The sequence below is a fragment of the Arthrobacter sp. CAN_A214 genome (assembly GCF_015751955.1).
GTDB lineage: Bacteria > Actinomycetota > Actinomycetes > Actinomycetales > Micrococcaceae > Arthrobacter_D.
Genome location: NZ_JADOUU010000017.1, coordinates 23639 through 46033, shown reverse-complemented (window position 1 = coordinate 46033; position 22395 = coordinate 23639). Strand labels below are relative to the sequence as shown.

At 63.0% G+C, this 22395-nt stretch carries 18 protein-coding genes; 17 read left to right on the top strand and 1 reads right to left on the bottom strand.

Annotated features, from left to right (window positions below; translation table 11 throughout):
- Positions 1-140 precede the first annotated feature (140 nt).
- Entirely contained in the window at positions 141-584 is a 444-nt protein-coding gene (locus tag IWX65_RS13385) for a hypothetical protein (RefSeq protein ID WP_196883574.1), read from the top strand.
- Positions 585-1825: 1241 nt separating this feature from the next.
- Here IWX65_RS13385 and IWX65_RS13380 read toward each other — a convergent pair.
- Positions 1826-2650, bottom strand: a complete 825-nt coding sequence (locus IWX65_RS13380) for a hypothetical protein (protein ID WP_196883572.1) — start codon at positions 2648-2650, stop codon at positions 1826-1828.
- Between the two features lie 684 nt (positions 2651-3334).
- Here IWX65_RS13380 and IWX65_RS13375 point away from each other — a divergent pair.
- From IWX65_RS13375 to IWX65_RS13300, 16 genes are all read left to right on the top strand, one after another.
- Positions 3335-3535 (top strand): hypothetical protein, encoded by a 201-nt coding sequence (locus IWX65_RS13375; protein ID WP_196883570.1) that lies wholly within the window; start codon positions 3335-3337, stop codon positions 3533-3535.
- A gap of 552 nt (positions 3536-4087) precedes the next feature.
- Positions 4088-4969, top strand: coding sequence for a replication protein RepA (locus IWX65_RS13370; RefSeq protein WP_196883568.1), 882 nt, complete (start codon positions 4088-4090; stop codon positions 4967-4969).
- 144 nt (positions 4970-5113) lie between these two features.
- Positions 5114-5845, top strand: a complete 732-nt coding sequence (locus IWX65_RS13365; RefSeq protein ID WP_196883565.1) for a hypothetical protein — start codon at positions 5114-5116, stop codon at positions 5843-5845.
- Positions 5846-6139: 294 nt separating this feature from the next.
- Positions 6140-6850, top strand: a complete 711-nt coding sequence (locus IWX65_RS13360) for a class F sortase (RefSeq protein WP_196883563.1) — start codon at positions 6140-6142, stop codon at positions 6848-6850.
- Positions 6847-8193: a hypothetical protein gene (locus IWX65_RS13355; RefSeq protein ID WP_196883562.1), complete on the top strand. Its 1347-nt coding sequence runs from the start codon at positions 6847-6849 to the stop codon at positions 8191-8193. Before IWX65_RS13360 ends, IWX65_RS13355 begins: the two co-directional genes overlap by 4 nt.
- The gene (locus IWX65_RS13350; protein WP_196883561.1) at positions 8190-9098 is read left to right on the top strand and encodes a hypothetical protein; all 909 of its coding nucleotides are present in this window, start codon (positions 8190-8192) and stop codon (positions 9096-9098) included. The genes IWX65_RS13355 and IWX65_RS13350 overlap by 4 nt, the downstream gene beginning before the upstream one ends.
- A 27-nt stretch (positions 9099-9125) precedes the next feature.
- Complete coding sequence (locus IWX65_RS13345; protein WP_196883560.1) at positions 9126-10934, top strand: hypothetical protein; 1809 nt, start codon at positions 9126-9128, stop codon at positions 10932-10934.
- Between the two features lie 18 nt (positions 10935-10952).
- A complete protein-coding gene (locus IWX65_RS13340; RefSeq protein WP_196883559.1) occupies positions 10953-11912 on the top strand; it encodes a conjugal transfer protein in 960 nt (319 codons plus the stop codon).
- 43 nt (positions 11913-11955) lie between these two features.
- The gene (locus tag IWX65_RS13335) at positions 11956-12288 is read left to right on the top strand and encodes a hypothetical protein (RefSeq protein ID WP_196883558.1); all 333 of its coding nucleotides are present in this window, start codon (positions 11956-11958) and stop codon (positions 12286-12288) included.
- Positions 12289-12310: 22 nt separating this feature from the next.
- Complete coding sequence (locus tag IWX65_RS13330; protein WP_196883557.1) at positions 12311-12841, top strand: hypothetical protein; 531 nt, start codon at positions 12311-12313, stop codon at positions 12839-12841.
- 10 nt (positions 12842-12851) lie between these two features.
- Positions 12852-15386, top strand: coding sequence for an ATP-binding protein (locus tag IWX65_RS13325; RefSeq protein WP_196883556.1), 2535 nt, complete (start codon positions 12852-12854; stop codon positions 15384-15386).
- Positions 15383-17623: a hypothetical protein gene (locus IWX65_RS13320; protein WP_196883554.1), complete on the top strand. Its 2241-nt coding sequence runs from the start codon at positions 15383-15385 to the stop codon at positions 17621-17623. The genes IWX65_RS13325 and IWX65_RS13320 overlap by 4 nt, the downstream gene beginning before the upstream one ends.
- Positions 17620-18327 (top strand): hypothetical protein, encoded by a 708-nt coding sequence (locus IWX65_RS13315; RefSeq protein ID WP_196883552.1) that lies wholly within the window; start codon positions 17620-17622, stop codon positions 18325-18327. The genes IWX65_RS13320 and IWX65_RS13315 overlap by 4 nt, the downstream gene beginning before the upstream one ends.
- A gap of 5 nt (positions 18328-18332) precedes the next feature.
- Positions 18333-19613, top strand: coding sequence for a CHAP domain-containing protein (locus IWX65_RS13310; protein WP_196883550.1), 1281 nt, complete (start codon positions 18333-18335; stop codon positions 19611-19613).
- Positions 19614-19615: 2 nt separating this feature from the next.
- Positions 19616-21946 carry an FtsK/SpoIIIE domain-containing protein gene (locus IWX65_RS13305; RefSeq protein ID WP_196883548.1) on the top strand — a complete coding sequence of 777 codons (2331 nt, stop codon included), beginning with the start codon at positions 19616-19618 and terminating at the stop codon, positions 21944-21946.
- A 34-nt stretch (positions 21947-21980) separates the two neighbouring features.
- Positions 21981-22274, top strand: a complete 294-nt coding sequence (locus IWX65_RS13300) for a hypothetical protein (RefSeq protein WP_196883546.1) — start codon at positions 21981-21983, stop codon at positions 22272-22274.
- Positions 22275-22395 lie beyond the last annotated feature (121 nt).

Sequence of the window (22395 nt, the reverse complement as noted above, 5' to 3'; positions counted from 1 at the left end):
GGTGCGCCGGGAACGCAGACAGGACGCGGCTACTGTTCTAAACGGCAAGGAACGAGGTGCCCGTGATTCCTGCAATTAGAGCTCATGGGTGACACAGTTCCTATCCAATCAACAATCACTAAAATTCAAACGGAGGTATTTTGGACGAGCTAATCGGATACGGTGCACTTATCGCAGGGTCTTGGGGGCTATCTGTTTATGCCTTGAAAAAAGTACGTGATTCAGACCACGCCGAGCCACCCCTAAAAGACTCAGCCGCCGTCGCAATAATTGCAATATCATTTCTCGGTGCCTGCGCGGCCGCTTTTCTATTGGGCGCAAACTCACTAGGAACTAAAGGTGACGGATTCTTAGCCGTCCTCCTCTTCCTCCTTCCATTTTTTGTCATGATGGTTACCTACTGGGGAAAATTGAAAGAAGGGCCAGAAGGTGAAACAACTGCCGCTAAAACAAAAAGACTGAAGGATCGAGGAACGATCATATGGCTTGGGCCACTTCTCTTTATTGCTGCCGTTGTCTTGCTTGCCGTCCTTCCTGCATTAGGATTCTTTGGATCTTTCAACGAGTTTCCAACTACCACCTAATACCCTTACCTACCGGGTGGATTCCCGGCTCGCTTGTCATAAATAGATCTGTTAGCTATTTGTGACAAGCGAGAAGGAGTGTCGTCTGAATGGGTTGCCTTTCAAGCTTTCTCGGTCGGGCCGTCCGATAGGCTGATCTGCGCAAGTGTGGTTTGGTCGCCGCCCTTGCACCCGCTGAGGTAGGAGCACGTAGCGAGAGGTTTTTTTCGCGATTTTCCTTCCCGTGGTGTGTCACCGCCTCACGGCCCGAGAGCCCTTGCTGTTATCAGCAGGGGCTCTCGTTGCTTCCGCGGGTGATCTCCCGAACACGCGCTGCACAGCTCCAGGTGCTTCTCTGGCGGTGATGGATCCGACTCCATCGGCCGCGCTCCTCGAGGAGCGATCGTCACCCCCCCCTTCTGCGCCCTCATTTTTCCGGCACGGCTGATGGATCCGCACCCTCCCGGGCAAAAGTGGTCTCTGGTCACCTGGTTCGCTGCAAGGCAGGGCGAGTTCGGCAGGAGCCGGCGGATACTCGCCTGGGTCCCGGTGGGTCGGTGAGCGAGTTGACGGGGGAGCGGCGTTGGTTCGGTCTGAGGTGGGCTGAATGGCCAGATGCCGGGATGACTGTTTGAGGCACTGGAAGGCACCCCATTTTTTTCGGCGTGCTACGCTCGGGGAAGTCTGAACTCGCGAAGCGAGGAGCTAAGCGGACCCGAGCGTACACCTCCAAAACGGTAATTATCCCCTCGATGTCTATGGGTTCCAGGCCGCGATGTCCATGGTTCGGCCCCTCGATGTCTATGCCTGTCTCGGATTCCCTCCCTGCCTCTCGGCCCTGCTGACGGCTCAGCCTGTATAGCTGTAGACCTGTAAAGCGGTAGTACAGGAAGACAGGTTTACAGGGAGTCATAGACCGGTCATCTCCTGGATGCCGGATCAGTGGCGTGGGCGCTGCGCCGCGTTCCCTGGGCGGGCGCCGGCGCTTTTGTTTGAGGGACGGTGGACGCTGGTCACGAGTCTCTGATCGTCTCGGTGGGCTTCTCTCTAGGGTTGCCTCTATCTATCCTTTCAATCCCTTGTCGGCGGTCCTGATCGGTGACCAGGACCGATCCCTCTGCTACCCCAGCTTTTCCGGTTTCCGGTGTCTCGGGGTGAACTCGTCGGTGGAGATAGGCGAGCCGGCCGCGGTTGTAATGCCTTCCCAGGGATGGCTGGACAGGCTCCTCTGAGGTGACGCTAGATTCACTCACACGGCCTCCTCAGTTGTCTCGAAGTCGACTTAGGCGATGCATGTAGCTCTTCACCATCGAGAAGATAAGAACCCAGACGAAGAGCACAACGCACAGCTCGAAGAAAAACATGAGATCGCTGAGCAACTCTTGCTGCACGGCGGGAAGGGAGGAGCGCGATTCGATTGTCATCGGCGCTACGTCGTATGGCTTGAGGGAGCTGCGAAAGACCACCTGTATCGACGCAAGCTTACTCAGGGCCAACACGAGGCCAGCGCCAATGGCTTCTCGGCCGACACGACGAATGCGCCCGTGCGCAAAGAGAGAGAAGTGGCTAGCGACGACAAGAAGCATGAGGTCCGGGGCGAGTGGGCCTAGAACGCCGAAACCTCCCTCAAACAACACGAAGAGAAAGAGGATAACAATAAGAAGGGGAATGATTCCCAGTATCCAGATAGCGCTGCTCAAAAGCCGCGTGAGCCAGACCTTACCCTTTGCTATCTGCCCGGGACCGGGAAAATCCGTTTCGTTTAGATACACGACGATAAGTCCAAGAATGGACACCACTATAATTGCCATCGTTGCGTAAAAATATAGCGTGCGATCTACTTCCGCTATTAAATCGGCGCTGCTGTAAGGGCAGGGAAGTCCAGACGGAAAGGCAGATGCTCTCCCGCCTGCTGAGTCCTGCAAGAAGGAGTCCTGCCAGGAAGCGCCGCGAATTGCAAGGGAGCCCGCAAACAACACAAATGAAACCTCATAGAACCTTTTCGCGATGCGCAGCGACCATAGGGCGACCACCAAGCCCGCAAAAAGCGCAACCCATCCGAAGATAATCCAATAGTCTTTAGGCACATGAACCGGTTGACTAGACACCACGTCAAAACCCCCGTGCGTGGCGCACGGCAACGCTCGCACTTGCACAGGAGTGAGGGACGTCCACTCGAAGGGCGAGCTGTCAGTCACCCAAATGAGAAAACTCCAGAAAACCATCAGGCCGAGAGTCCCTTGCAGTAGGGCAACCCGCGACTCCGGGACCTCGTTTGAGCCCGACTCACTCATGAATCAGTGTGGTGCCGCGCTTGTCGACTCCGCAAGTAGCCGCGTTGACCCCCATCAAGGATGCCCGCGTATCTTGTCGCCCTACATACGAACACCACTCCCGGATGAGAACCCAACAATGCGCCCCACCTAGGCGGGGATTCCCTGCACCATGACCAGCCGCACTGAACACCCAAGGGACTATCCGCCGGCTGATTGTTCGTGTAGCCAGCAAGGGCTGTCAGGGCGGTTCCGGGAACGGGCTCAGCATGGGAGGTCCCTTCTGTCCTGCGAGCGCGTGACGGGCCTGTCCGTGTGCCTCCTGGCTCACTGTTCGAGGTGGCGCAGCAGAGGTCAAGGGGCTGGGACAGGTGCGGGCTCGTCATCTTTGGAAGCTTAAAGATTTTAAGGTGAGTCCGCTCCATCGTCACGCTTAGGGGCGGCACTACTGTGGGGATCGCTGGACTACTGGGGTCTACACGAGCTGAGGGGAATGAGATGACAAGCTACGAGTCGATCTACGAGGTACTGAACGGCGGCAGGGACAAGACGTGGATCGGTCACGAGCTGGACAGCCTAAGCGTTGACCAAAGGATCGCGGCCGCGAACGTGATTGCCCTTGCCGCTATCGCGGAGGAACTGAGTTCGATTGCCCAGCACGGCATCAACCAGTCCGACCGAGGTACCTCGGCACAGTGACTCATCCCTGAGGTGTGGTCGCACTCAGCAGCTCAGGAGGCACCGGATCTCCTAGTCATTCACGGCTGGGAGGTTATCCACAAGCGTCCACCCTCACGCGTTAACTAGGGAGGAACCCAGGAATTAACTTAAGGGTGCTTCAGGAAAGAACTTAAGGGTCAAAGTTATCCACAAGCCTAAAATCCGTGCCAACACTGGGAAGCAGGGCCCTCTGATCCGGGATCTCGGTATCAATACATCTCACCTCGGTATCGAAACGTCCCACTTTGGTATCGAAACATCTCACCTTGGTATCGAAACATCTCACCCGTGAATCAATTGGTATCGAAACATCTCACCTCCGTCGGTGACCGGTTCGAGCTGTCCACAGGTTCCCAGGACATAACTAATCTGATGGAACATCGAAAAAAGTGCAGGATGAGCACGATCCGCCGTCCTGCTGCGATAGGGTCGATTCAGAGCATGAAAAAAGCCCCCCGGCTGCGGCAAACAGTCCGAGGGGCAAGCCACCCAATCAACAAGCGCTAACAAGAAGAAATGGGATGACCTTCAATGGCTATCGTACCGCCAGCCCCCGACACGGACCAGCAGCTCTGCTACCTGCTTCCGGAGTTCATCAACCTGTCTCTACCCAATGCCCGATTCAGCTCCCACCAGTGGATCCGACGCAATGGCACCCAGCAGATGACCATCACCGCCGGTAGCGGCACCGGACCGGACCACGCGGATAGCTTCATCCCTTACGGCAAGTACGCCCGTGCAGCGCTGGTCCTGCTCTGCACTGAGGCAGTCCGCACCGGTGATCCAATCATTTCGATCTCCAAGACCTACCGCGGATTCATGAAACAGCTCGGCCTGGGCTACAACCAAGCCAACGCCGTCGAGGCTGTGCGCCAGATGCAGGCGCTCGCCGCGTCCACCATCGCAGTGAACAACACCATCGAGGACGAGAACGGCGAGATCGATTCGACCACGGAGCGGTACGTCATCAGCTCGAAAGACCGCATGATCTTCACCGCAGATCACAGTGGGGAGCTGTCTGAGAAGAAGGAATCCACTATCGAGCTGTCCGCAGACTTCATGCGAATGGTTGCCACCAGCGGCCGCGTCCCGGTACGGACCGATGTATGGATGCACCTGCTCCGCAACTCGCGAGCTGCAATGACCCTGGATATTTACGTGTGGCTTGCCTACCGGCTGCACCACCTCAAGGCCCCGGCACGAATCAGCTGGGAACAGTTGCGCCAGCAATTCGGCTCTGACGCCGAGATGAAAAGCTTCACCCAGAAGTTCCGCAAAGCCCTAGCCGAAGCTCTAGAGGTCTACCCGGAGGCCCAGGTGTCCGAGTTCGGATCGACCGCTCGCGGTGGCACCCACGGGATTATGCTGAAAATGTCGCAGAACGCACGCGACTCGGTATGGATCGCCCCCTAAATCCACTCTTCGAGGCGGGTCCGCCACCTGGGCCTTGATCGTTTCGAGTCGGTTCCTCTTGCCCTGATCCCGGTGGAGGAGCTATGCCACCGGCTAGTGTGAAACGGTGAAACTTGGTGGCAGCAAGTCGAAGGTGGTCTACGGGTGCGTCTGACCACGGAAGAAATGGCTGCGTGGGCTACGCAGCTCTACGGACGCTTCGGCGAAAAGGTCAACTGGTCCAAGGTCGCTCGGGATGCTGAGTTCGTGCCGGTTACTTTCAATGTGCAGCGCACCCGTAACCAGGTCGATCCCCAGGTCATCATCAACATTGCCCGCAAGTACGGCCTGAATCCTCTCGATGAGCTGGCTCAAATTCCGCGATGGGAACACCTCACCAGCACCCGATCCTCGCCTTCCCAGCAGGAGATTGTCACCTCGCTGCACCCGGCCTATGCGCTCCAAGAGCTTGCGGATCGACTCCTCGGCCGCACACCCAACTACCCTGACTTCGGATCCTGGGAAGGCTACTACGGCAGTTTCTCCACCTGGGTAGACGTAGCGGGCTCAGAGATTGCACGCGAACGTCTACGCGCAGCCCTTCACCTGGGAAGCAAGACCGCACTGAGCAACAAGCTCAACAGCCGCAGCAAGTTCGCGGTGGACGAAGCTATCGACGGATTCACCGCCGCAGGCATGGATCCGGTCTATGCGCTGGTCCTCGCGTCCCTCATCACGGCCGGGGAAGCAGGATACCCAGAGACCATCCGGCAGGATGCCCTGCTCTCGATCTCCAATGAGGATCTTTTGTACCTATGTCAGAGGCAGGTGAGATACACGAGTCGAATCCTCGCTGAACAACAGCTCTCTGAGGATCATCTAAAAACACTGGGGTAACGATGACCGATGTAATTGCGCTGATAACCATCACTGGTTTGTTGGTGGGCGTCGGGATGCGGCTATGCCTCATGGCACGGCGAGCATTCGTCCCAGTGCTCTGGGTGCAGGCGGAACGCGACGATAGCTAGCAGTGCTCCAACAAGGACGAAAGGGGAGGGGACTTCGACGATTGCGGTAGCCGTCTTGTCCCTTAGACTGTTCATAACCGATTTATACTCATCGGTAGATGTATGCAAAGTAGTAGATGTGATTCTCAGGGTCGCATAGCCTTAGTGCTGGGGAAGGTCTTGAGTGTCTCATTCGGGGGTTGGTAAGCGCGCTGGTCTTGTCGTGACCGGCGGTGTCCTCGTCGTCGGATCCGCCGTGGGCCTGAGTCAGCATACTGCCGCCGCTGTCACTTCTACCGACGAGGATGGCGTGACGGTGACCTACTCACGCCAGGGCTACGTGGGCACTACCGATGACGGTCTGACCTACGCTCCGCGCCCGGTTGCTGAGTTCCGTGCCGAGGCATGCGATCTGTCCTCGAAGGAACCTGCCCAGGTTCCAGCCCCCGCCCAGCTCGCCGTGCCGGGTATCGGTGTGGAGGTGCCCCTAGGTACGTCCGCGGATCTGTCCTCGCTGCCCGACGCACCCGAGGTCGTCCATTACGAAGGATCGGCGCTTCTAGGATTCGAGCAGGGCAAGACCGTCATCGCCGGTCACGTCGATTACGTCGCAGGCAAGCTCTCCCCGTTCGGGCAGCTCCACACCATCGCCCCGTGCGATCACATCTATGTCACTGACGCCGAGGGACAGGCGCACGAGTACGTGCTCACCGATATGTACACCGTCCCGCAGGAGCAGGTTGAGGACGCCGGAATCTATACGATGACCGGGGATCCCGCCCTGGTCCTGGTCACCTGTTCCGGCCCGTCCGTGAGTGACGCCGGAGGCAATGAGCTGTTCAACTACCGCTACAACCTGGTTCTGGAAGCCGTCCCGGCAGAGGTGTCCGCATGAGGCGAGCACAGCGGACCCCGGAGCTGTTCAGCATTGTCCCCGGTGACCCGTGGACGATCAACGGCGAGCCCACCGAGGCGCGTACACCCCAGGACGCCATCGACCGTGTTTTCTCTCTCGCTACCCGGTTCCCCGCCCAGCTCAACGTCCACCAGGGTGAGCAGGTTATCGCCCTGGAAATGGACCGGCGAGGACGCACCCGGCCGATCCCAACCGCACCGGATGCGACACCAGAGGCCCAGGACCAGCAGACCGCCCAGGAGGAGCCCACAGCGCTCCCTGCCGCCCCTGCTGCGCCAGTCACCCCCCCCGCTGTCATCACTCCGGTCGAGCCCACCGTGGCACCCAGCACCCCAGCCGATCCCGCAGCGCACACAGAGGAAACCGACCGGCCCCGCCGGCTCATCACTCCCATGCGCCTAGCCGGTGCCGTGGCCCTCGTGGCGATCCTGGGTATCGGTGGAACACTCACCCAGGGATCGGGCGATGAGCAGGGGCCGGACGCCGCAGCGCAGGAGCCCACCGAGACCCCGGACGGGTGGACAATGCCCGAGGGACAAGACGTAATGGGCATCATCGGAGATCGAATCATCACCGCCGAAAGCACCACCGTCCGACTCCTGGACGCCGAGACCGGCGAAGAAGCCTGGAGCATGGCCGACGTGGACAACACCGCCCAGGCCCGTTCCATCGACGGCACCACCGCGAGCGCGATGGATACCGGGGCTGGGCAGGTCGCAGTGTTGCGCGATGGTGAGGTGTCGGTGGTCCGTGGTGCACTCAACGCGAGAGGCACAGAGCCGGTAATCACCAACGAACGGGAGTACACCGGCCCGGACGGCACCACGGGATCCTTGGAGGACGCCCAGGCCGTCCTGGCGGCGACGGCAGAGGGTGTCGTCCTGCTGGAGAGCCCCAACAAAATCGTGACCGAGGGAACCACCGTGGAGCTTGCTACTCCCGAGGCTGAGGCCACGATCACCCAGGCGATCCGCGCCACCGATGACCGCGCCGTCATGGTCTGGTCACGCGGAGATACCCGCTGGCTGACCACGCACGAGCTGACATCCGGGGACGTGCAGCTCCAGCAGGACATCGGCGCGGCCGAGGTCACCGTCCGCTCCGGGATCGTATGGATCGGCTCAGATCAGACTCTCACCGGGGACGAAATCCGCCCCGTGTGCGATGGCGGCGAGCAGGTCACCGCCACGATCATCTGCCCCGGTCCCGATGGCTGGGAATCGGCCGATGGCGTCCAGCAGTATCCCAAACGTCCCGACGCTATTTCACCGAGCTACACCGTCACCGCAGGCACCGTCACCGCCCAAAGGAAAGACCGATGAAAACCCCTCAGATCCTCGCTACCGCCGTCGTGGCCTCCGTGCTGACTCTCGGGCCAATCAGTGCCGGATACGCCGTAGAAACCCCCGCCCAGGTCGCCGCCGAGACCTCCGTGCAGGCGACGGCCGCCACGGAGCCCGTTGCAGAGACGAGCGCAGCGCAGGTCGCTCCCTTCACTGGTCTGTCTATCGAACTCGCCGCCCAGGTACCTGCCGTCCTGGAGCCCGAGATCCCGCTTCCCGGCGGCCCCGGGAACGGCAACGGACCTGGGAACGGGAATGGCAACGGACCAGGGAACGGTGGCGGCCCCGGGAACGGCAACGGACCGGTAGAGCCGGAGATCCCGCTGCCGCCAGCTCCCGTTCCGGCACCTGAGCCCGAGATCCCGCTGCCCCCGGCACCGGTCCCCGTTCCGGTACCCGTTCCGGTACCCGAGCCCGCCCCGGTTCCCGTTCCGGCACCTGAGCCAATCCCCGCACCGGCCCCCGTGATCCCGGCCCCCGTGATCCCGGCCCCCGTGATCCCGGCCCCCGTGATCCCGGCCCCCGTGATCCCGGCGCCGCTGCCCGCGCCGGCACCGGAGATCCTGCTGCCCGCAGCCCCGGCACCCCTCGCGCCGGTACTGGTGCCGGCATCCGGGATCCCGTTCGAGCAGGTGTCCGTGCAGACCCCCACCGACACGGGATTCATCCCCGCCCAGGGAACCGTCCTGCCCACCCCCCAGGCGGGCGCCGTGCTTGCCGCTCCTGCGGCCGCTCCTGTATCCAACCCCCGGCGGATCAACGCTGGTGCCGCCGGGTACGCGAGCGCAGATCCGATCACCTGGGGACTGGGCGCGGCCCTTCTCGCCGGTGCTGGTCTGCTGGCTCGCACCGCTCTGACCGCACGCCGAGCACGCACCAAGTAACGACGACTGAGCACGAAGGAGGACACGATGGCCGACCGCGAAGAGCAGATCAGCGAATGGATCTCGAAGGAAGACCTTAGGAAGCGGAAGCAGAAGGAGCGCCGGAAGAAGATCATCCCGTCCTCCACCGACTCGATCACGCACACCCCGGTCGGGGATCCCCTGGACGCGATGGCGAAAATCGCCTGCTATTTCGGGGATCACCCGGAGCTGCCCATCGTGGAAATGGGACTCATCGACGAGACCAGCATCGGCCTGAGTTTCGGTGTCGATTACGAACTCGAGTACCCCTTTCTCCGGGAATCCGAAGACGACGGGAGCCACTGGAAAATTTCCCACCGTGACGCACTCTCACTCTCCACCGGCGACACCTACGGATGGCAGACCGCAGCCCTTACCGCCATCGGGAACTCCGCATCCGGCGGGAAGATGCTGCTGAACACGAACCGCTGGCACGTCCTGGGACTCGGCGGACTGGACCAGTTCATCTCCGCCGTCATGGTCGGACAGGTCATGGAGCACGCCACCGAGCCCTGGACCGCCGAGCACCACATCTGGCTCGTCGGATACCGCGAGCTGGGTCCCAAGCTGGTGAACTTCCTGACCAGCTACCACGACCATTCCTACTTCCATCTGGTCGAAACCGTGGAGCAGATCACCACCAACGACATCGCAGGGACCACGGCAACCCTGTACGTGAAGAACTCCAACGCCGCGACCCTCGAAGCCTTCAAGCGGCTCCGCGCCGACAACCCCAACAACGTCGGCATGCTCACCGACACCATCGTCACCGAACAGGCCATGTTCATAAGCGAAAACGACGACGGATCAGCCGCAATCTGCAACGCAGCCCCCCACTCAATCCAGTTCTGGCCCAACATCATCGGCGAGAACCACAAGCTGTACATGGCTATGGAGATCCACTGGGAGAAGCACCAGGTAGAAGCAGAGAAGGCCCGGCAGGCCGTGGAATCCGTCACGATGGCAGACTTCCTCCCAGCAGAGCCCGAAAAGGCACCCGCACCGGTTGACGAGGAGCGCACCGGTGCCACCTCCATCAGCAACATCAGCGCCGAAGACCTCGAGGCCATGTTCAACAGCGGCACCGCTAAACGTGACACCCCGGCCCCGACCCCGGCTCAGATCGAGGCCCAGGCCGAGGTTGAAGCGGCTCTAACCGATGCCGCAGCGGCCGTGGCCCAGGCCGAGATCGTCGCGGACGACGCCGAAGCCATAGCGGCCCAGGCCAAGGTTGAAGCCGAGTCGATCCAGGCACCGGCCGAACCCGCGCCGGCACCAGCCGGCACCGAGCCGGCACCCGCAGCGGCCCAGGCGCCGCTGTCACTCCTGGGACAGCCGAAACTGCATGGCGCGGACGGAGCCCTCGTGGAAGCAAAGCCCGCCGAAGCGGTGGCCTACCTGCACCTCAGCGGACTCTTCCGCGATGGCGTGGAGGTATCCCAGGCACTGTGGCCGGAGGCCGACAACGAGGGAGGCGCTGCCCGCGCACGCAGGACGCGCACCACCAAGACGATCAGGGAAGCACTCCCAGGAACCTTCCGCGTGGAAGGAGGCCAGTGGATCATCGACCCGCTGACCACCGACCTGGACCAGCTCCTCTCCGCGCTCGCCTCAGACGGAGATCCCCAGGAAACCGTCAGAGCGTGCGAGGCTATCGAGGCCCCCCTGCAAGGGTGCGCAACCTGGGCCGACGAGCCCCGGGCGCAGATCGTCAGCCAGCTCCGTGAGGTGCTGGAGGGCGTCATGGACAGGGCGCTCGACCATGACCAGTTCGAGATCGTCAAAGCTGTCCGCCAAGCCATCAAGAAGCTCTAGAGGACAAGGAAAAATCGCGTGAAGATCATCAAAGCCAAAAAGGCCCCTGATCAGGGCACCGAATCCGTCTCGTCCCCCAAGAGATCCAAGCGACAGACGACCACCACCGGTAACGGAACGGTCGTCCAGTCCTGGGCGGGCGTGGCCGGTCGGTGGCTGTTCTACGGCGTGGCCGTGCTCATGGCGCTGGGCGCACTGTGCGGGTTCCTCGCCTTCACCCGCCCAACCACGCCGGTACAGCTCACCACCGACACCAGCACTAACTCCCAGAACCAGGAAGCCGGAGCTTTCGCCCAGGCGTATCTGGCGGCATGGCTGACGGCCACCACCAACGACCGCGACGAACTGGACCGCTACACCCGCACCACCGGATCGGCCATTACCGGCACCACCTCGACCGAGTACCGCGACCTCACCGTCGTCAGCACCAAAGAATCCGGGAACCTGAGCACCGTGATCGTCTCGGCCTCACTCCAGGCCACAAGCGGCGACGGCAACACCGAGGACGCAGCCTCGTGGACCCCCTACTGGTATCAGATCACCGTGCAGAGCAACGAGGACGGCGGGATGGCCCCGGTGGGGCTTCCGGCACCGATTTCCATGCCTGCGATCAGCTCGGCCCCGCAGCTCGGCTACCCCAGCCGCGTAGCGAACCGGGAAGTGGAGGCCACTGTGGCCGATTTCATGACCGCCTACCTCACCGGCACCGGTGACGTAACCCGGTATGTCTCGCCGGAAACTACGATCAACGCGATTAGCCCGGCCTACTGGACCAAGGCCACCGTGCGGTCCCTGGCCTCCTCCGAGGAGGTGCCCGACCGCACCCCTACGGCCGGTCAAACCGCCCAGGTTCTCGTGGATCTGAACCTCACCCGCGAGAACACCACCAAGCCCGCCCAGTACGTGCTGGACTTGACGGTCCGCGATGGGCGCTGGGAAATTTCCTCCCTCAATTCCGCCCCGAACCTCGCCAGCTAAAGCCACCCCAAAACCCTTCACTCACACCAAGGAGCACCTGGAAATGAACACCTTCACCACCACCGCGATCAACGCAGCCTCTTCCCTCTCAGCCCAGGGCGGCGTCCTCGATTGGGTCAACGACAAGACCGCCCAGACCACCACCGCGATTCAGGGCATCCTCGTCCTGGTCGGCCTGATCGTGGGCATGCTCATCGCATGGCGCGGCAAGAACGTCGGATCGGTCATCATGGGCATCCTCGTCGGCGGTCTCATCGCCGCCCTGCCCCTGCTCATCACCTTCTTCTCCCAGCGCGCCGTGGGAGAGACCGTAGGCATAGACACGGCCTCGCAGATGGCCACCTACGCTCACGCCGTCATCACCACCCGCGTCTGATCCGCACCCGAGAGGTCACCCCATGAGCACCCAGAATCACGTCCAAACGGGAAGGTTCTACACCGCTGCGCGAAAGTTTCAGCAGCTCATCGGTGTCACCCCCGCCGGCGAGACGATCCCGGGCGGTCCTTACACGGTCACCCAGTTCATCGTCGGCATCGTGGTTTTGGTGCTCGGCTTCATCAGCCGCCCCCTGTGGAGCCAGGGTGCGCTGACCGATGTGCTGTTCATCGCGGCCGCAGTGGTAGGCATCACCTACGCGGTAGGCCGGATGCCGGGATCCCGCCGGTCGATCATCAACCTCATCAACTGCTGGATCACCCTCATGTCCCGGCCGCGCACCGGCACCTACCGAGGTCGCAAGCTCCCGGCCTCGTACTCCAAGACCAAGACCAAGCGCAGCGCAGCACGCACCACCCTCGCAGTGGCAGACAACACTGTGGAGGACTCACGCGAGGAGCCCACCGATGTACCGACGCCGCAGCACGGACCCTCCACCTCCGGGCTGGATCGGCTAAACGCCCATCTGACCACAGCCCACGAAAATCGCTAGGAGCACCCCGATGGTAGACAACCTCCGCCAGCCCGTCCGATGGATGCGCGAGAACATCTTCGTCACCCGTGACGGCGTGGCCTACGGCATCTGGAAGTTGGAAGGCCAAGCCTACGGACTGGGCACCTTCGCCCAGAAAGAGTCCGTGCGCGCCAAGCACCAGGACTTTTTCCAAGCCCTCACCGGTGAGGCCATGATCCTGGGACTGGTCACCACCAGCTCCCCCGAAACCGTCATGGGCAAGATGCTCAAAGACGTGGACAACCCTTCCGCGCAGTGGATGGAAGAGTGCAGCCTGACGTACCAGGACCTTGCCGAGAACCCCGCCGGTGAACGGCTCTACTTCCTCATCACGCCGCTGTCCTACAAAACCCCGAACGAGCTGTGGAGCGGTTTCCGCCGCAGTTTCGATCTCACGATCTCCGAAGCCGCCCGCCTTCCGATCCGTCCGCCGGCGGAACGCACGTTCACCACCTGGAAGACCCGGATGACGCAGATCGAGCGCAGCATCCCGGCCACGTTCCACTCCCAGCGCGTTGGGATCACCGCGCTGCGCTGGATCACCCACCACCTCGTAAGCCGTGGTGTGGAGTCCAACATGCCCTACGAGCCCAAAAGCGTTGCCGAGGTAGAGGACTGGATCAATCCCTCGAGTGGCCTCCCCGACCCGCTGCTGGACGAGGGAGGGATGACCGATATGCCCGAGGACAAGATGCCGCAGATGAAACTGTTCAAGCGGCGGTTCCTGAAAGTCGAAGCGGCCGACACCACCCCGAGCTACCAGCAGTTCTCCATCATGGGACTCACCCCCCAGGCCGGATTCATCTTCCCGGGTGCGGAGTTCGTGAACTTCGCCGCGTCGATCTCCCATGACATCGACTTCTGCCTCCGTCTGGTGGTCACCTCCGCGGACAAGGTGAAAGCCAAGAACCGGCGCGCCGAATCAAACTTGAAAGACCAGTACCGGCAACGCTCCTCCACGAACGGTTCCCTCTCCGGCGGTAACTCCGAGATCGACAAGTCCGCCCGAGCACTCCAGGAATACGTCGAAGACCTGGGAGCGACCGACAGGGAGGTGGAGGTGGCCGCATCCATCATCTTCTCCTCCTCCGCGCCCACCGCGGAGACCGCGATGGACGAGATGCGCGACCTCCGGGACCTCTACACCTCCGACGAATGGACCCTGGACGTACCCCTGGGCGGGCAGCAAAAACTATTCTGGGACTTCTGGCCCGGCACCACGATCTCCTCCGTCTCCAACGAGTTCGCGCAGATTACCACCGGCCGCAACTTCTCGATGGGCGTGCCGCTGACCAACGACCTGCTAGGTATGCCGCACGGCTTCCGGTTCGGCACCAACGTCACCACCGGCCGTTTCTCGCCGGTCCTACTGAACCTCGCCGGTCTGGCCGAAAACGACGTATCCGGCTCCATGGGATTTGTGGGTGAGCTGGGATCGGGAAAGTCGGTGGGACAGAAAACCGTCGCCAGTCACAGCATCGACCGTGGTGCGCAGATGATCGCGGTCGACCACTCCGATAACCAGGAATGGCGCAGCCTCGCCAAGTCACTCACCACGGCCAACGTCATCGACTTCATGCGCCCCGACTGGTCCCTGGACCCGCTGCGCATCTACAACCACCCCGCCCAGCGGGTGCGCGAAACCCTGAACCTGCTGACTATGATGCTCGGCGTCTCCGTGAAGGACGACGAGGGAATTGTGCTGAACGCGGAACTGAAAAAGCTCCTGAACAACGAGCTGGAGATCCGCTCGATGTCCGACCTGAAAAATCACCTCGACTCCAGCGCCGTGGACACCGCAGACCGGGACGTGGCGCGCCGAATATCACGCCTCATGGATGTGTTCTCCGACATCGACTTCGGAGAAACCTTCTTCAACCCCAAGCTTCCGGCGATGGAGTTCTCCGCCCAGGCCACTGTGTTCTGCACGCACGGCATGAGCCTGCCGACGATGGACGAGCTGAACAACGCCCAGGCCCGCAAAGAGCTGTCCATCAACAAGACGATGGGACGATCCGCTTACGCCTACCTCGCCAGCATCGGCCGCAACATCATGTACGCCGACGACTCCCGCGAAACCCTGTTCACGGTGGACGAATGCCACCACATGACCGGATCCCCTGAGGGCACCGCAACGATCAGCGAAGCGCTGAAAACCGGCCGTAAGCACAAGGGCGCGGTCCTGCTGGGCACCCACTCGGCCGTGGAGCTCGGCCCGCCCGAGCTGCGCGGCCTGATCCCGCAGCGGCTGATCTTCCGCACCCGCGACGCCGAGTTGGCCCGCCGGAACCTGGAATGGCTGGACCCCAGCTACGCCACCGAGGAATACGTGGACCTGGTGACCAAGGATCTTTCCCCGATGGACTCCTCCGGCTCTGTTCCCGCCCACCGTCGCGGAGAAGCCCTGTTCCGCGATCACCTCAGCCGCATCGGGAAGATCAAGGTGCTCATCCCACGCGCCGAGAACCGCGCCCGCACGGTCCTCACCAGCCCACCCCGCGTCAAGATCGAGGCACAAGCATGAGCATCACGACGGTCTCAGCCACCCCGGCCCAGGACGCACTGTTGCGGGCATGGATCTGGCTCTCCTTCCACAAGAAAACCCGGATCCTGCTCGCCGTGGTGTTCACCTGTTTCCTGTGCCAGATGGTCAACGCGACGATGGCCCAGGCCGCCGACGAGGACCAGGGAATCGATCCCAACACCTACTGGCTACCGCTGGCCGGCGTCACCGACACCCACGGCGTACCGGTCGGCAAGTACACCGAGCTGCCGCTGGACTACGGGAACATGACCCACCCACAGCGAACGGTCCGTGGCATGCTCATGCGGCTGGCCTGGATGGGCTACACCGTGGGCGTCTACGGCACTCTGGCCCTCTGCAATTTCGTCTTGTCCCTGGAATGGATTGACTGGATCCTCTCCCCGTTTATCCTCCTGGCAAACAGCATCCAGGGGTTGCTGGACTCCACCGGGATTGTGGGCCTGGGCATCTTCATCGCCGCCATCGTGATCGCATGGGGGATGATCCGCGGTCGCATCGGCGCGGCGATCCTGGAGGCCTCCATCGTGGCCCTGTTCGTCGGTCTGGTATCCATGCCCATCGCCAACCCGTCCGATCACATCAAGAACTGGATCGGCACCTCCGCGAGCGTCGGCACCGAAGTCGGAACGCGCACCGTGAGCGACAGTGACGCAGAAGCAGACACCTCCGCCAACCCGGTCTCCGGGCAGATCGTGGACATCGCCGTGCGCACCCCGGCCCTGATGCTCGCGTTCGGCTCGAACCTGGACGGCGACTCATGCGCCCAGACGTGGGACGACCAAGCGAAATCCGGGGCCGACGCCGAGGAGCTGCGCAAAGCGGTCCTGAGCTGCAACGGGGATCTGGAGGAGGCCAACGAGACAGACAACTTCAACGTCTTCGCGTTCATGGCGATGTTCCTGGTCTCGACCACGGGACTTACCGCCCTGATCGCCGTGTTCCTCATCTTCCTGGTCAAAGACGTTCTGCTGGCCGGTCTCGGCCTCATCAATACCGTGTTCCGCGTCCACCTCGCCGTGTTCCCCGGTGGCGGTCGACAGGCGTTCCTCAACGCGTTCTTCCAGCTCCTAGTGAACGTCTTCATGATCGGCGCGTACATCTTCCTGCTGAACCTGTACCTGTGGCTGGTCGGGCAGCTCTACGACGCCGTAGGGGCCACCGTGATGATGATCGGCAACCTGATCTTCGGACTGGTGCTCATCGCCCTAGCGTTCACGTTCTGGCACCTGAAAAAGCAGGGCAAATCCCTGGCGGAAAAGCTCGCCCACACCTTCGGCGGATCCCCGATGAACCGGGCACCGGAGCTAAAACCCTCAGCGTTTTCGCAAAGCGCTTCCCAGCTCGCCGGGAAGGGGCAGAAAATCGCCTCCCAGCACATCAAGCGCCGCATGATGAGCAAGGGCGTCCAGGCAGGGGTCGCCACGGCCACGGGTGGCACGAGCCTCGCCGCGCAGCGCATGGCCGCCGCGGGATGGTTCCTGGCTGGTCACTTGGCTCAGAACCGCCCTGGTGCTGGTGGCACCGGCTCGGCACCGCGCACCCAGACCCACCGCCCGTCCGCCTCCCAGGCACTCCCGGCCACCTTCTCGCACACCAAGGACAACGTGCGCGACGCCAACGGGTCCATCCCAATGGATACCCAGGCCGCACCGGCACCGGCAGCCGAACGTAATCCCGCCCAGGCGCGCACCCTGCGCACCCCGGAGCAGTTGAGCGCCCCCACCGGTGACCGGGTGCCCTCCACGACACCCGAGGCTGCGCCGGCGGAATCTCAGCACGAGGTGAACACCGCTCAGCCGATGGGATCGCACAGCACCGAGCTGGTCACGACCGCCCAGCCCAGCGCCCAGACGAGCACCGGATCCGATGTGGTCGCGGCCCGAGGTTCCCGTGCGGTCTCCTCGACCGGCACCCAGGTTTCCAACACGGAGCGCACCCAGCCGCTCCAGCCCGCTCCTACCACGCAGCCGCGTTCGACCCTGCCCGCCGGTGACTACGGCAGCGTGCGGATCCACCGTGGTGGTGCCACCAACGTGATGGTGGGACAGATCGTGGACGACGTGCCCGCAGGGGCCAAACCCATGAGGGTTTGGGATGCTCCTGACACCGACCCGATCCAAGCTCGCGGCCGCCGCAACGCGTCCACGGAAACGGGGATTTACCAGATGCAGCGACGGTCCCAGAACCGTGCAGCAGAGCGCGGTGAAGTCCGGTGACCGCCAAGAAAGCGGCGTGGATGGCGTTTGCCATCGGCGCGGTCCTGATCCTCGCGTTCTACTTCCTCCAGAACACCCAGGGCGCATCCCAGCAGGCAGGGGCCGGCGCGCAGACCTCCCCTGCCGCAGCGGACCAGAAGCAAGCCGCGGCCGAGGACGCTTCGGACGCGACAGCCACGGCTGAGCCGACACTGGACAGCCCGGCCGGGGTGGACCGGGGCAACGGATTCGCCCAGGCGTCCCCGGATGCCGCCCAGGCACCCGTACAGCCGACCCCGGCCCAGTACGAGCGCCAAGAAATCACCGCACCACCGGTCCCGACCCCGGACATGCAGGATCCCGCCGCTGTGGCCGGTGCCTTCCTCACCGTCTACAACTCCCGCACGAGCGAGACCGACGAGAGCTGGAAGGGAACCACCGAGCCGTGGCTGGTCCCGGATCTCGCCGCCCAGCTCCCGCTGGTCCCGAACGGAGCACTGGAGGGAAAGACCCCCGCGGCCGTCCGCACTGTGGAGGTGGGGGAGAACGTGGAGGACTGGGGGATCGACACCCCGCTGCGCTGGGCACACCACGTCCAGGTGACCGTGGATACCCAGGACCAGGGAAGTTACCTCCTCGAGTACCGTCTGCGCTCCCAGCTCACCGACCAGGGCTGGCTCATCAACGCGGCACCACTCGATAGCTGGCAGAGGGTGAAGGACTAGGCACCATGTACCAGGAAAAATCGCGCACCCCAGAGAAAAAACCCTCCTGGATCCTGCCCACCCTCGCCCTGGTGGCGATGCTCCTCATCGGGGCCATCGTGCTGGGCATGATGGTCATCGGCAGCATCTTCAACGGCGGAGGCGCGGCCTCCCAGTCCTGCACCCCCGGGAGCCCGGGATCCCCGCTCACCGGTGCCATCACCGCCTCCGATACGACCCTGGCAGCACCCAAAGCACTGCATGACGAGCAAATTCGCAACGCGCAGACGATCGACCGGATTGCCGCCGAGCTGGGCCTGCCCGGGGTGGCCTCAAAGATCGCCATCATCGCCGCAATGGGCGAATCCACCCTGCTGAACCTCAACTACGGCGACGAGGGACAGGGAGTGATGAACCCGGACGGATCCCCCACCACCTCCAAGGGTTTGTTCCAGCAGCAGACCCCCGGATGGGGCACCGTGGAGCATGTCACCAACCCCGAGTACGCGACCACCAGTTTTCTCCTGGGAGCCAACCACAAAGGCACCACGCAGGGCCTAGTCACCGTGCCCGGATGGCAGACAGGGGAGATCACCCAGGTCATCCACAAAGTGCAGTCCAACGCGAACCCCAACCACTACGCCGCGAGCTACGCATCCGCGAACGCCATCATCGACGAGGCCGGGATCGACGTTGACCGGGATGCTGACGAGGACAAACAAGCAGCCTGGGGCGGAACCTCCGTCAACCTCGCAGCAGACGACGACGACGCCCAGACCGTCGCCGTTTCCACCGGCTGCACCGTCCTGGTCGGGGTCGGCGTGCCGGGCACTTCCGCATCCTCCGAGGGCGATACCTACCCCTGGGAACACCTCTCCCCGCCCCCGGGCGTCTACAACGTGGACCCCATGAACTTCTACTACGGCGAATGCACCAGCTACGCATCGTGGAAGGTCAACGAAGTGATGGGCGGCACGGCCGAAAAGATCATCTTCAACAACACCTACGGCGGACACCAGAAGGGCAACGGCGCGGAATGGAAAGCCGCATGGGAAGCCGCCGGCTGGAAAGTCTCGAACACTCCCCAGGTCGATTCCGTGGCGTGGTGGGCAGCCAACGGAGCCGAGGGCATCGGATCCGCTGGTCACGTCGGCTGGGTCGATGAAGTCACCGACGACGGCAAGGTCATCATCTCCGAGTACAACAACTCGTACTACGCCCCGCCCGGCCACAAATACAACCGCCGCACCGTCGCCATCGACGCCAGCGAAGTCAACGCCTACCTCTACGTCCCGGAAAGCAGCTGACCATGAGTGCTCCCACGACGCCATTCGGGAAAACCCCGACGCAGATCCCCAGCTACCGGGATGAGTTCTACATTCCGCGCAGCCCCCGGATCACCTCCACCGTTGGCCTGGGAATCAGCCTCACAACGGCCCTGTGCTGCGCCCTGGTGATCCTGGGATACCCGCTGGGCATGGTGATCCTGGCAGCCGCAGCGGGCGCAGCAGTCACCGCAGCGGTGGCGATCGCCACCCGCCGGCACTGGGTGAAAACCGCGATGCGACCGGCCTCAATGCGCCAAGCCATCGCGACCGTACTCGGGCAACCGCTCCCGGAAAAATTGGAACACCAAGCGGGCCGCACCCTGGTGGCAAGCCGGTACGAGCGCGGCACCCTCACCACGCCCGGCCCGGCCCGGCGCATCGTCCTCAACGCCCGGCACCTCGCGGCCCTCGACCCCGCCCGGCTGGAGGCGATCACCGCCGTCCTGTCCCGGCAGGAAGGCATCCAGTACAAGCTGGAGGAGGGCAAGAAGAACAAACCCGGCCGGTACATCTTCACACCCAAGCCCTCGGTAAAAGCCGTGCAGCTGACCCCCAGGGAGCAGATCGAGCAGCGCATGACCGACGCAGCCAAGGACGTTTTCGGTTCCGGTGCCCGCGTGGCCTACACCTGGGACGAGAAGATCGAGGACTACCTGACATCTGTGGACATCACCGGCATCAAGGGCATCGACTACGCCCTGTCCGGTAAGCAGAACCAGGCCGGAGCCCGTTTGCTGTCCCAGCTCAGGGAGAAGAACTTCAAGTACGCCGCGTTCCCCGACGAGGACCGCTTTACGCTGTTCCGTTCCCAGCCCCTCCCGGCGGTCGTCATGCCACCGGCAATTACCGCGAACATGATGGCCGATCACCGCGGATATCGGCAGTTCGAGATCGCCCTGGGCATCGGCCCGAACGGCACGCAGGCGACGTGGCGGCCCGCGAACGACGCGCACCTGCTCATCATCGGTGGAACCGGTGGAGGTAAGACCATCTGTGAGCACGGCGTCATTCAGCAGCTCACCCAGGCCGGATGGCGGGTGTGGCTGGTGGACGGCAAGCGCGTTGAGTTCCTGGGCTACAAGGACTGGCGCAACGTCGAATTTCTGGCCCAGGACGTGGACGCGCAGATCCGACTCATCCAGCTCGCCCACGAGACGATGGAACAGCGGTACAACCTCATCAGGGACGGAAAAATCCGGGCTGAGGACCTGGACCCCATTGCCCTGGTCATTGACGAGGTGACCGCCCTCCTGGCCGCCGTGAACCAGCGGTACGCCGAGACCAAGACCAAGGGCATGAGCGCCAAGCCCCCAGTCCTGGGCTGGCTCGCCAACCTGGGACGACTGGCTCGTACAGCGAAGATCCACATGGTTTTCGGAATGCAGCGCCCGGACACCACGATCATCGACGGCGAGCTGCGCGATAACTTCGGTGCCCGCATCAGTCTCGGCCCGCTGAAATCCGCCGCCGGTTCGATGATGATGTGGGATAACTACGCCATCGGGTGCCAGATCCCGGCAAGCAAGGGTCGGGCGGTCTCGCTCATCAACGACGCGCCGACGATGATCCAGGCCACCTACAACGCCAACCCGGACGTCAACCACCCCAGCGACTACCACCCCGGAATGATTGCTGCGATGACCCCGGTTTCCCAGGTGTACAGCCGTAAGCGGATCCAGCCGCCGGTCCCGACCATCACCGATGACGAGAGTGCACCGGGGATCACCTGGGCGAATCTGCTGGACGCCGACATCATCGACTCCACCGGGCAGGCAGTCATTTTCGATCCGGTAGCCAGCGAAGAATCCCGCCGGTTCCGCGCCCAGATTCGTCCCGCCAGCACGAGCGCGCCCCGGGACTTGCAGGCCGCTGATTCCTTCGAGGCCGGATTGGCACTGTTTCCCGTTCGCGGAACGGCGCAGGAGGACGAGGGCCTGGAGTTCGGCGGCACTGTCGCCGGTGTCCTCGCCCACAGGTATCCAGCGCCCCAGGACGCCGCGCAGCACGCCTCCAAGGCCCATGAGGAACCGCAGCGGCACACCTCGCCGCCGGCAGGAGTCTGGAGCCCCATGCCCGGCATGACCGCTGACGATGGATCGACGTTCACCACGACAGCTGCCGAGCTGGAAGCCGGGCAGTACGTGACGTTCGAGCAGATCGGCGCGGAGATCATGGTCTCCGAAATCTTCCCGGATGCCGACGGCTCCTACCTCGTGGTCGGGTACGACGATGGCGGACAAGAGATCACCGTGGACGTATCAGCGGATTCCGTGGTCCAGGTCCGTCCCGCGGACGAAGATGCCGAGGCGTGAGACCAATGGCAACCCCTGAGCAGGAGACACAACGATGAGTGATGTAGCGAACAACGAGCAAGAAGAACTGGCCGTTCTCCACGTTGCCATCTTCGCGGTACCGATTGCCCTGGCAGCCCTGGGAGGGTGGCTGGCCTCCCAGTCGGTCACCGCAGCGGCGTGGCTCATCAGCCACCGGATCCTGGTCGAACCGGCCGGAGCGTTGGTCCCCATCACCGAGTACGCCGGGCTCGACCTGGTGCGCGTCGTCATGGCCGTTGCCCTGGTTTTCGCTTTCGGTTTCGGTATCGCTCGCTTCAAGCCCCGCCCCCAAGCCACCACGCGATGAGCGGGCGCGCGGCCGGGCGCACGACCCGGCACCAAGGCACCAGCACCACGCACGCGGCATAGCCGCAGGGTAGGAGGGACAAGACAATATGTGTAGGGTGATAGGGCCGAATTACCGGCGG

What these genes read in the sequence shown, in the direction of transcription:
- IWX65_RS13375 (WP_196883570.1), top strand. Translation starts at nt 3,335, where the DNA reads ATGACAAGCTACGAGTCGATCTACGAGGTACTGAACGGCGGCAGGGAC.
- IWX65_RS13370 (WP_196883568.1), top strand. Translation starts at nt 4,088, where the DNA reads ATGGCTATCGTACCGCCAGCCCCCGACACGGACCAGCAGCTCTGCTAC.
- IWX65_RS13355 (WP_196883562.1), top strand. Translation starts at nt 6,847, where the DNA reads ATGAGGCGAGCACAGCGGACCCCGGAGCTGTTCAGCATTGTCCCCGGT.
- IWX65_RS13350 (WP_196883561.1), top strand. Translation starts at nt 8,190, where the DNA reads ATGAAAACCCCTCAGATCCTCGCTACCGCCGTCGTGGCCTCCGTGCTG.
- IWX65_RS13345 (WP_196883560.1), top strand. Translation starts at nt 9,126, where the DNA reads ATGGCCGACCGCGAAGAGCAGATCAGCGAATGGATCTCGAAGGAAGAC.
- IWX65_RS13335 (WP_196883558.1), top strand. Translation starts at nt 11,956, where the DNA reads ATGAACACCTTCACCACCACCGCGATCAACGCAGCCTCTTCCCTCTCA.
- IWX65_RS13330 (WP_196883557.1), top strand. Translation starts at nt 12,311, where the DNA reads ATGAGCACCCAGAATCACGTCCAAACGGGAAGGTTCTACACCGCTGCG.
- IWX65_RS13325 (WP_196883556.1), top strand. Translation starts at nt 12,852, where the DNA reads ATGGTAGACAACCTCCGCCAGCCCGTCCGATGGATGCGCGAGAACATC.
- IWX65_RS13320 (WP_196883554.1), top strand. Translation starts at nt 15,383, where the DNA reads ATGAGCATCACGACGGTCTCAGCCACCCCGGCCCAGGACGCACTGTTG.
- IWX65_RS13310 (WP_196883550.1), top strand. Translation starts at nt 18,333, where the DNA reads ATGTACCAGGAAAAATCGCGCACCCCAGAGAAAAAACCCTCCTGGATC.
- IWX65_RS13305 (WP_196883548.1), top strand. Translation starts at nt 19,616, where the DNA reads ATGAGTGCTCCCACGACGCCATTCGGGAAAACCCCGACGCAGATCCCC.
- IWX65_RS13300 (WP_196883546.1), top strand. Translation starts at nt 21,981, where the DNA reads ATGAGTGATGTAGCGAACAACGAGCAAGAAGAACTGGCCGTTCTCCAC.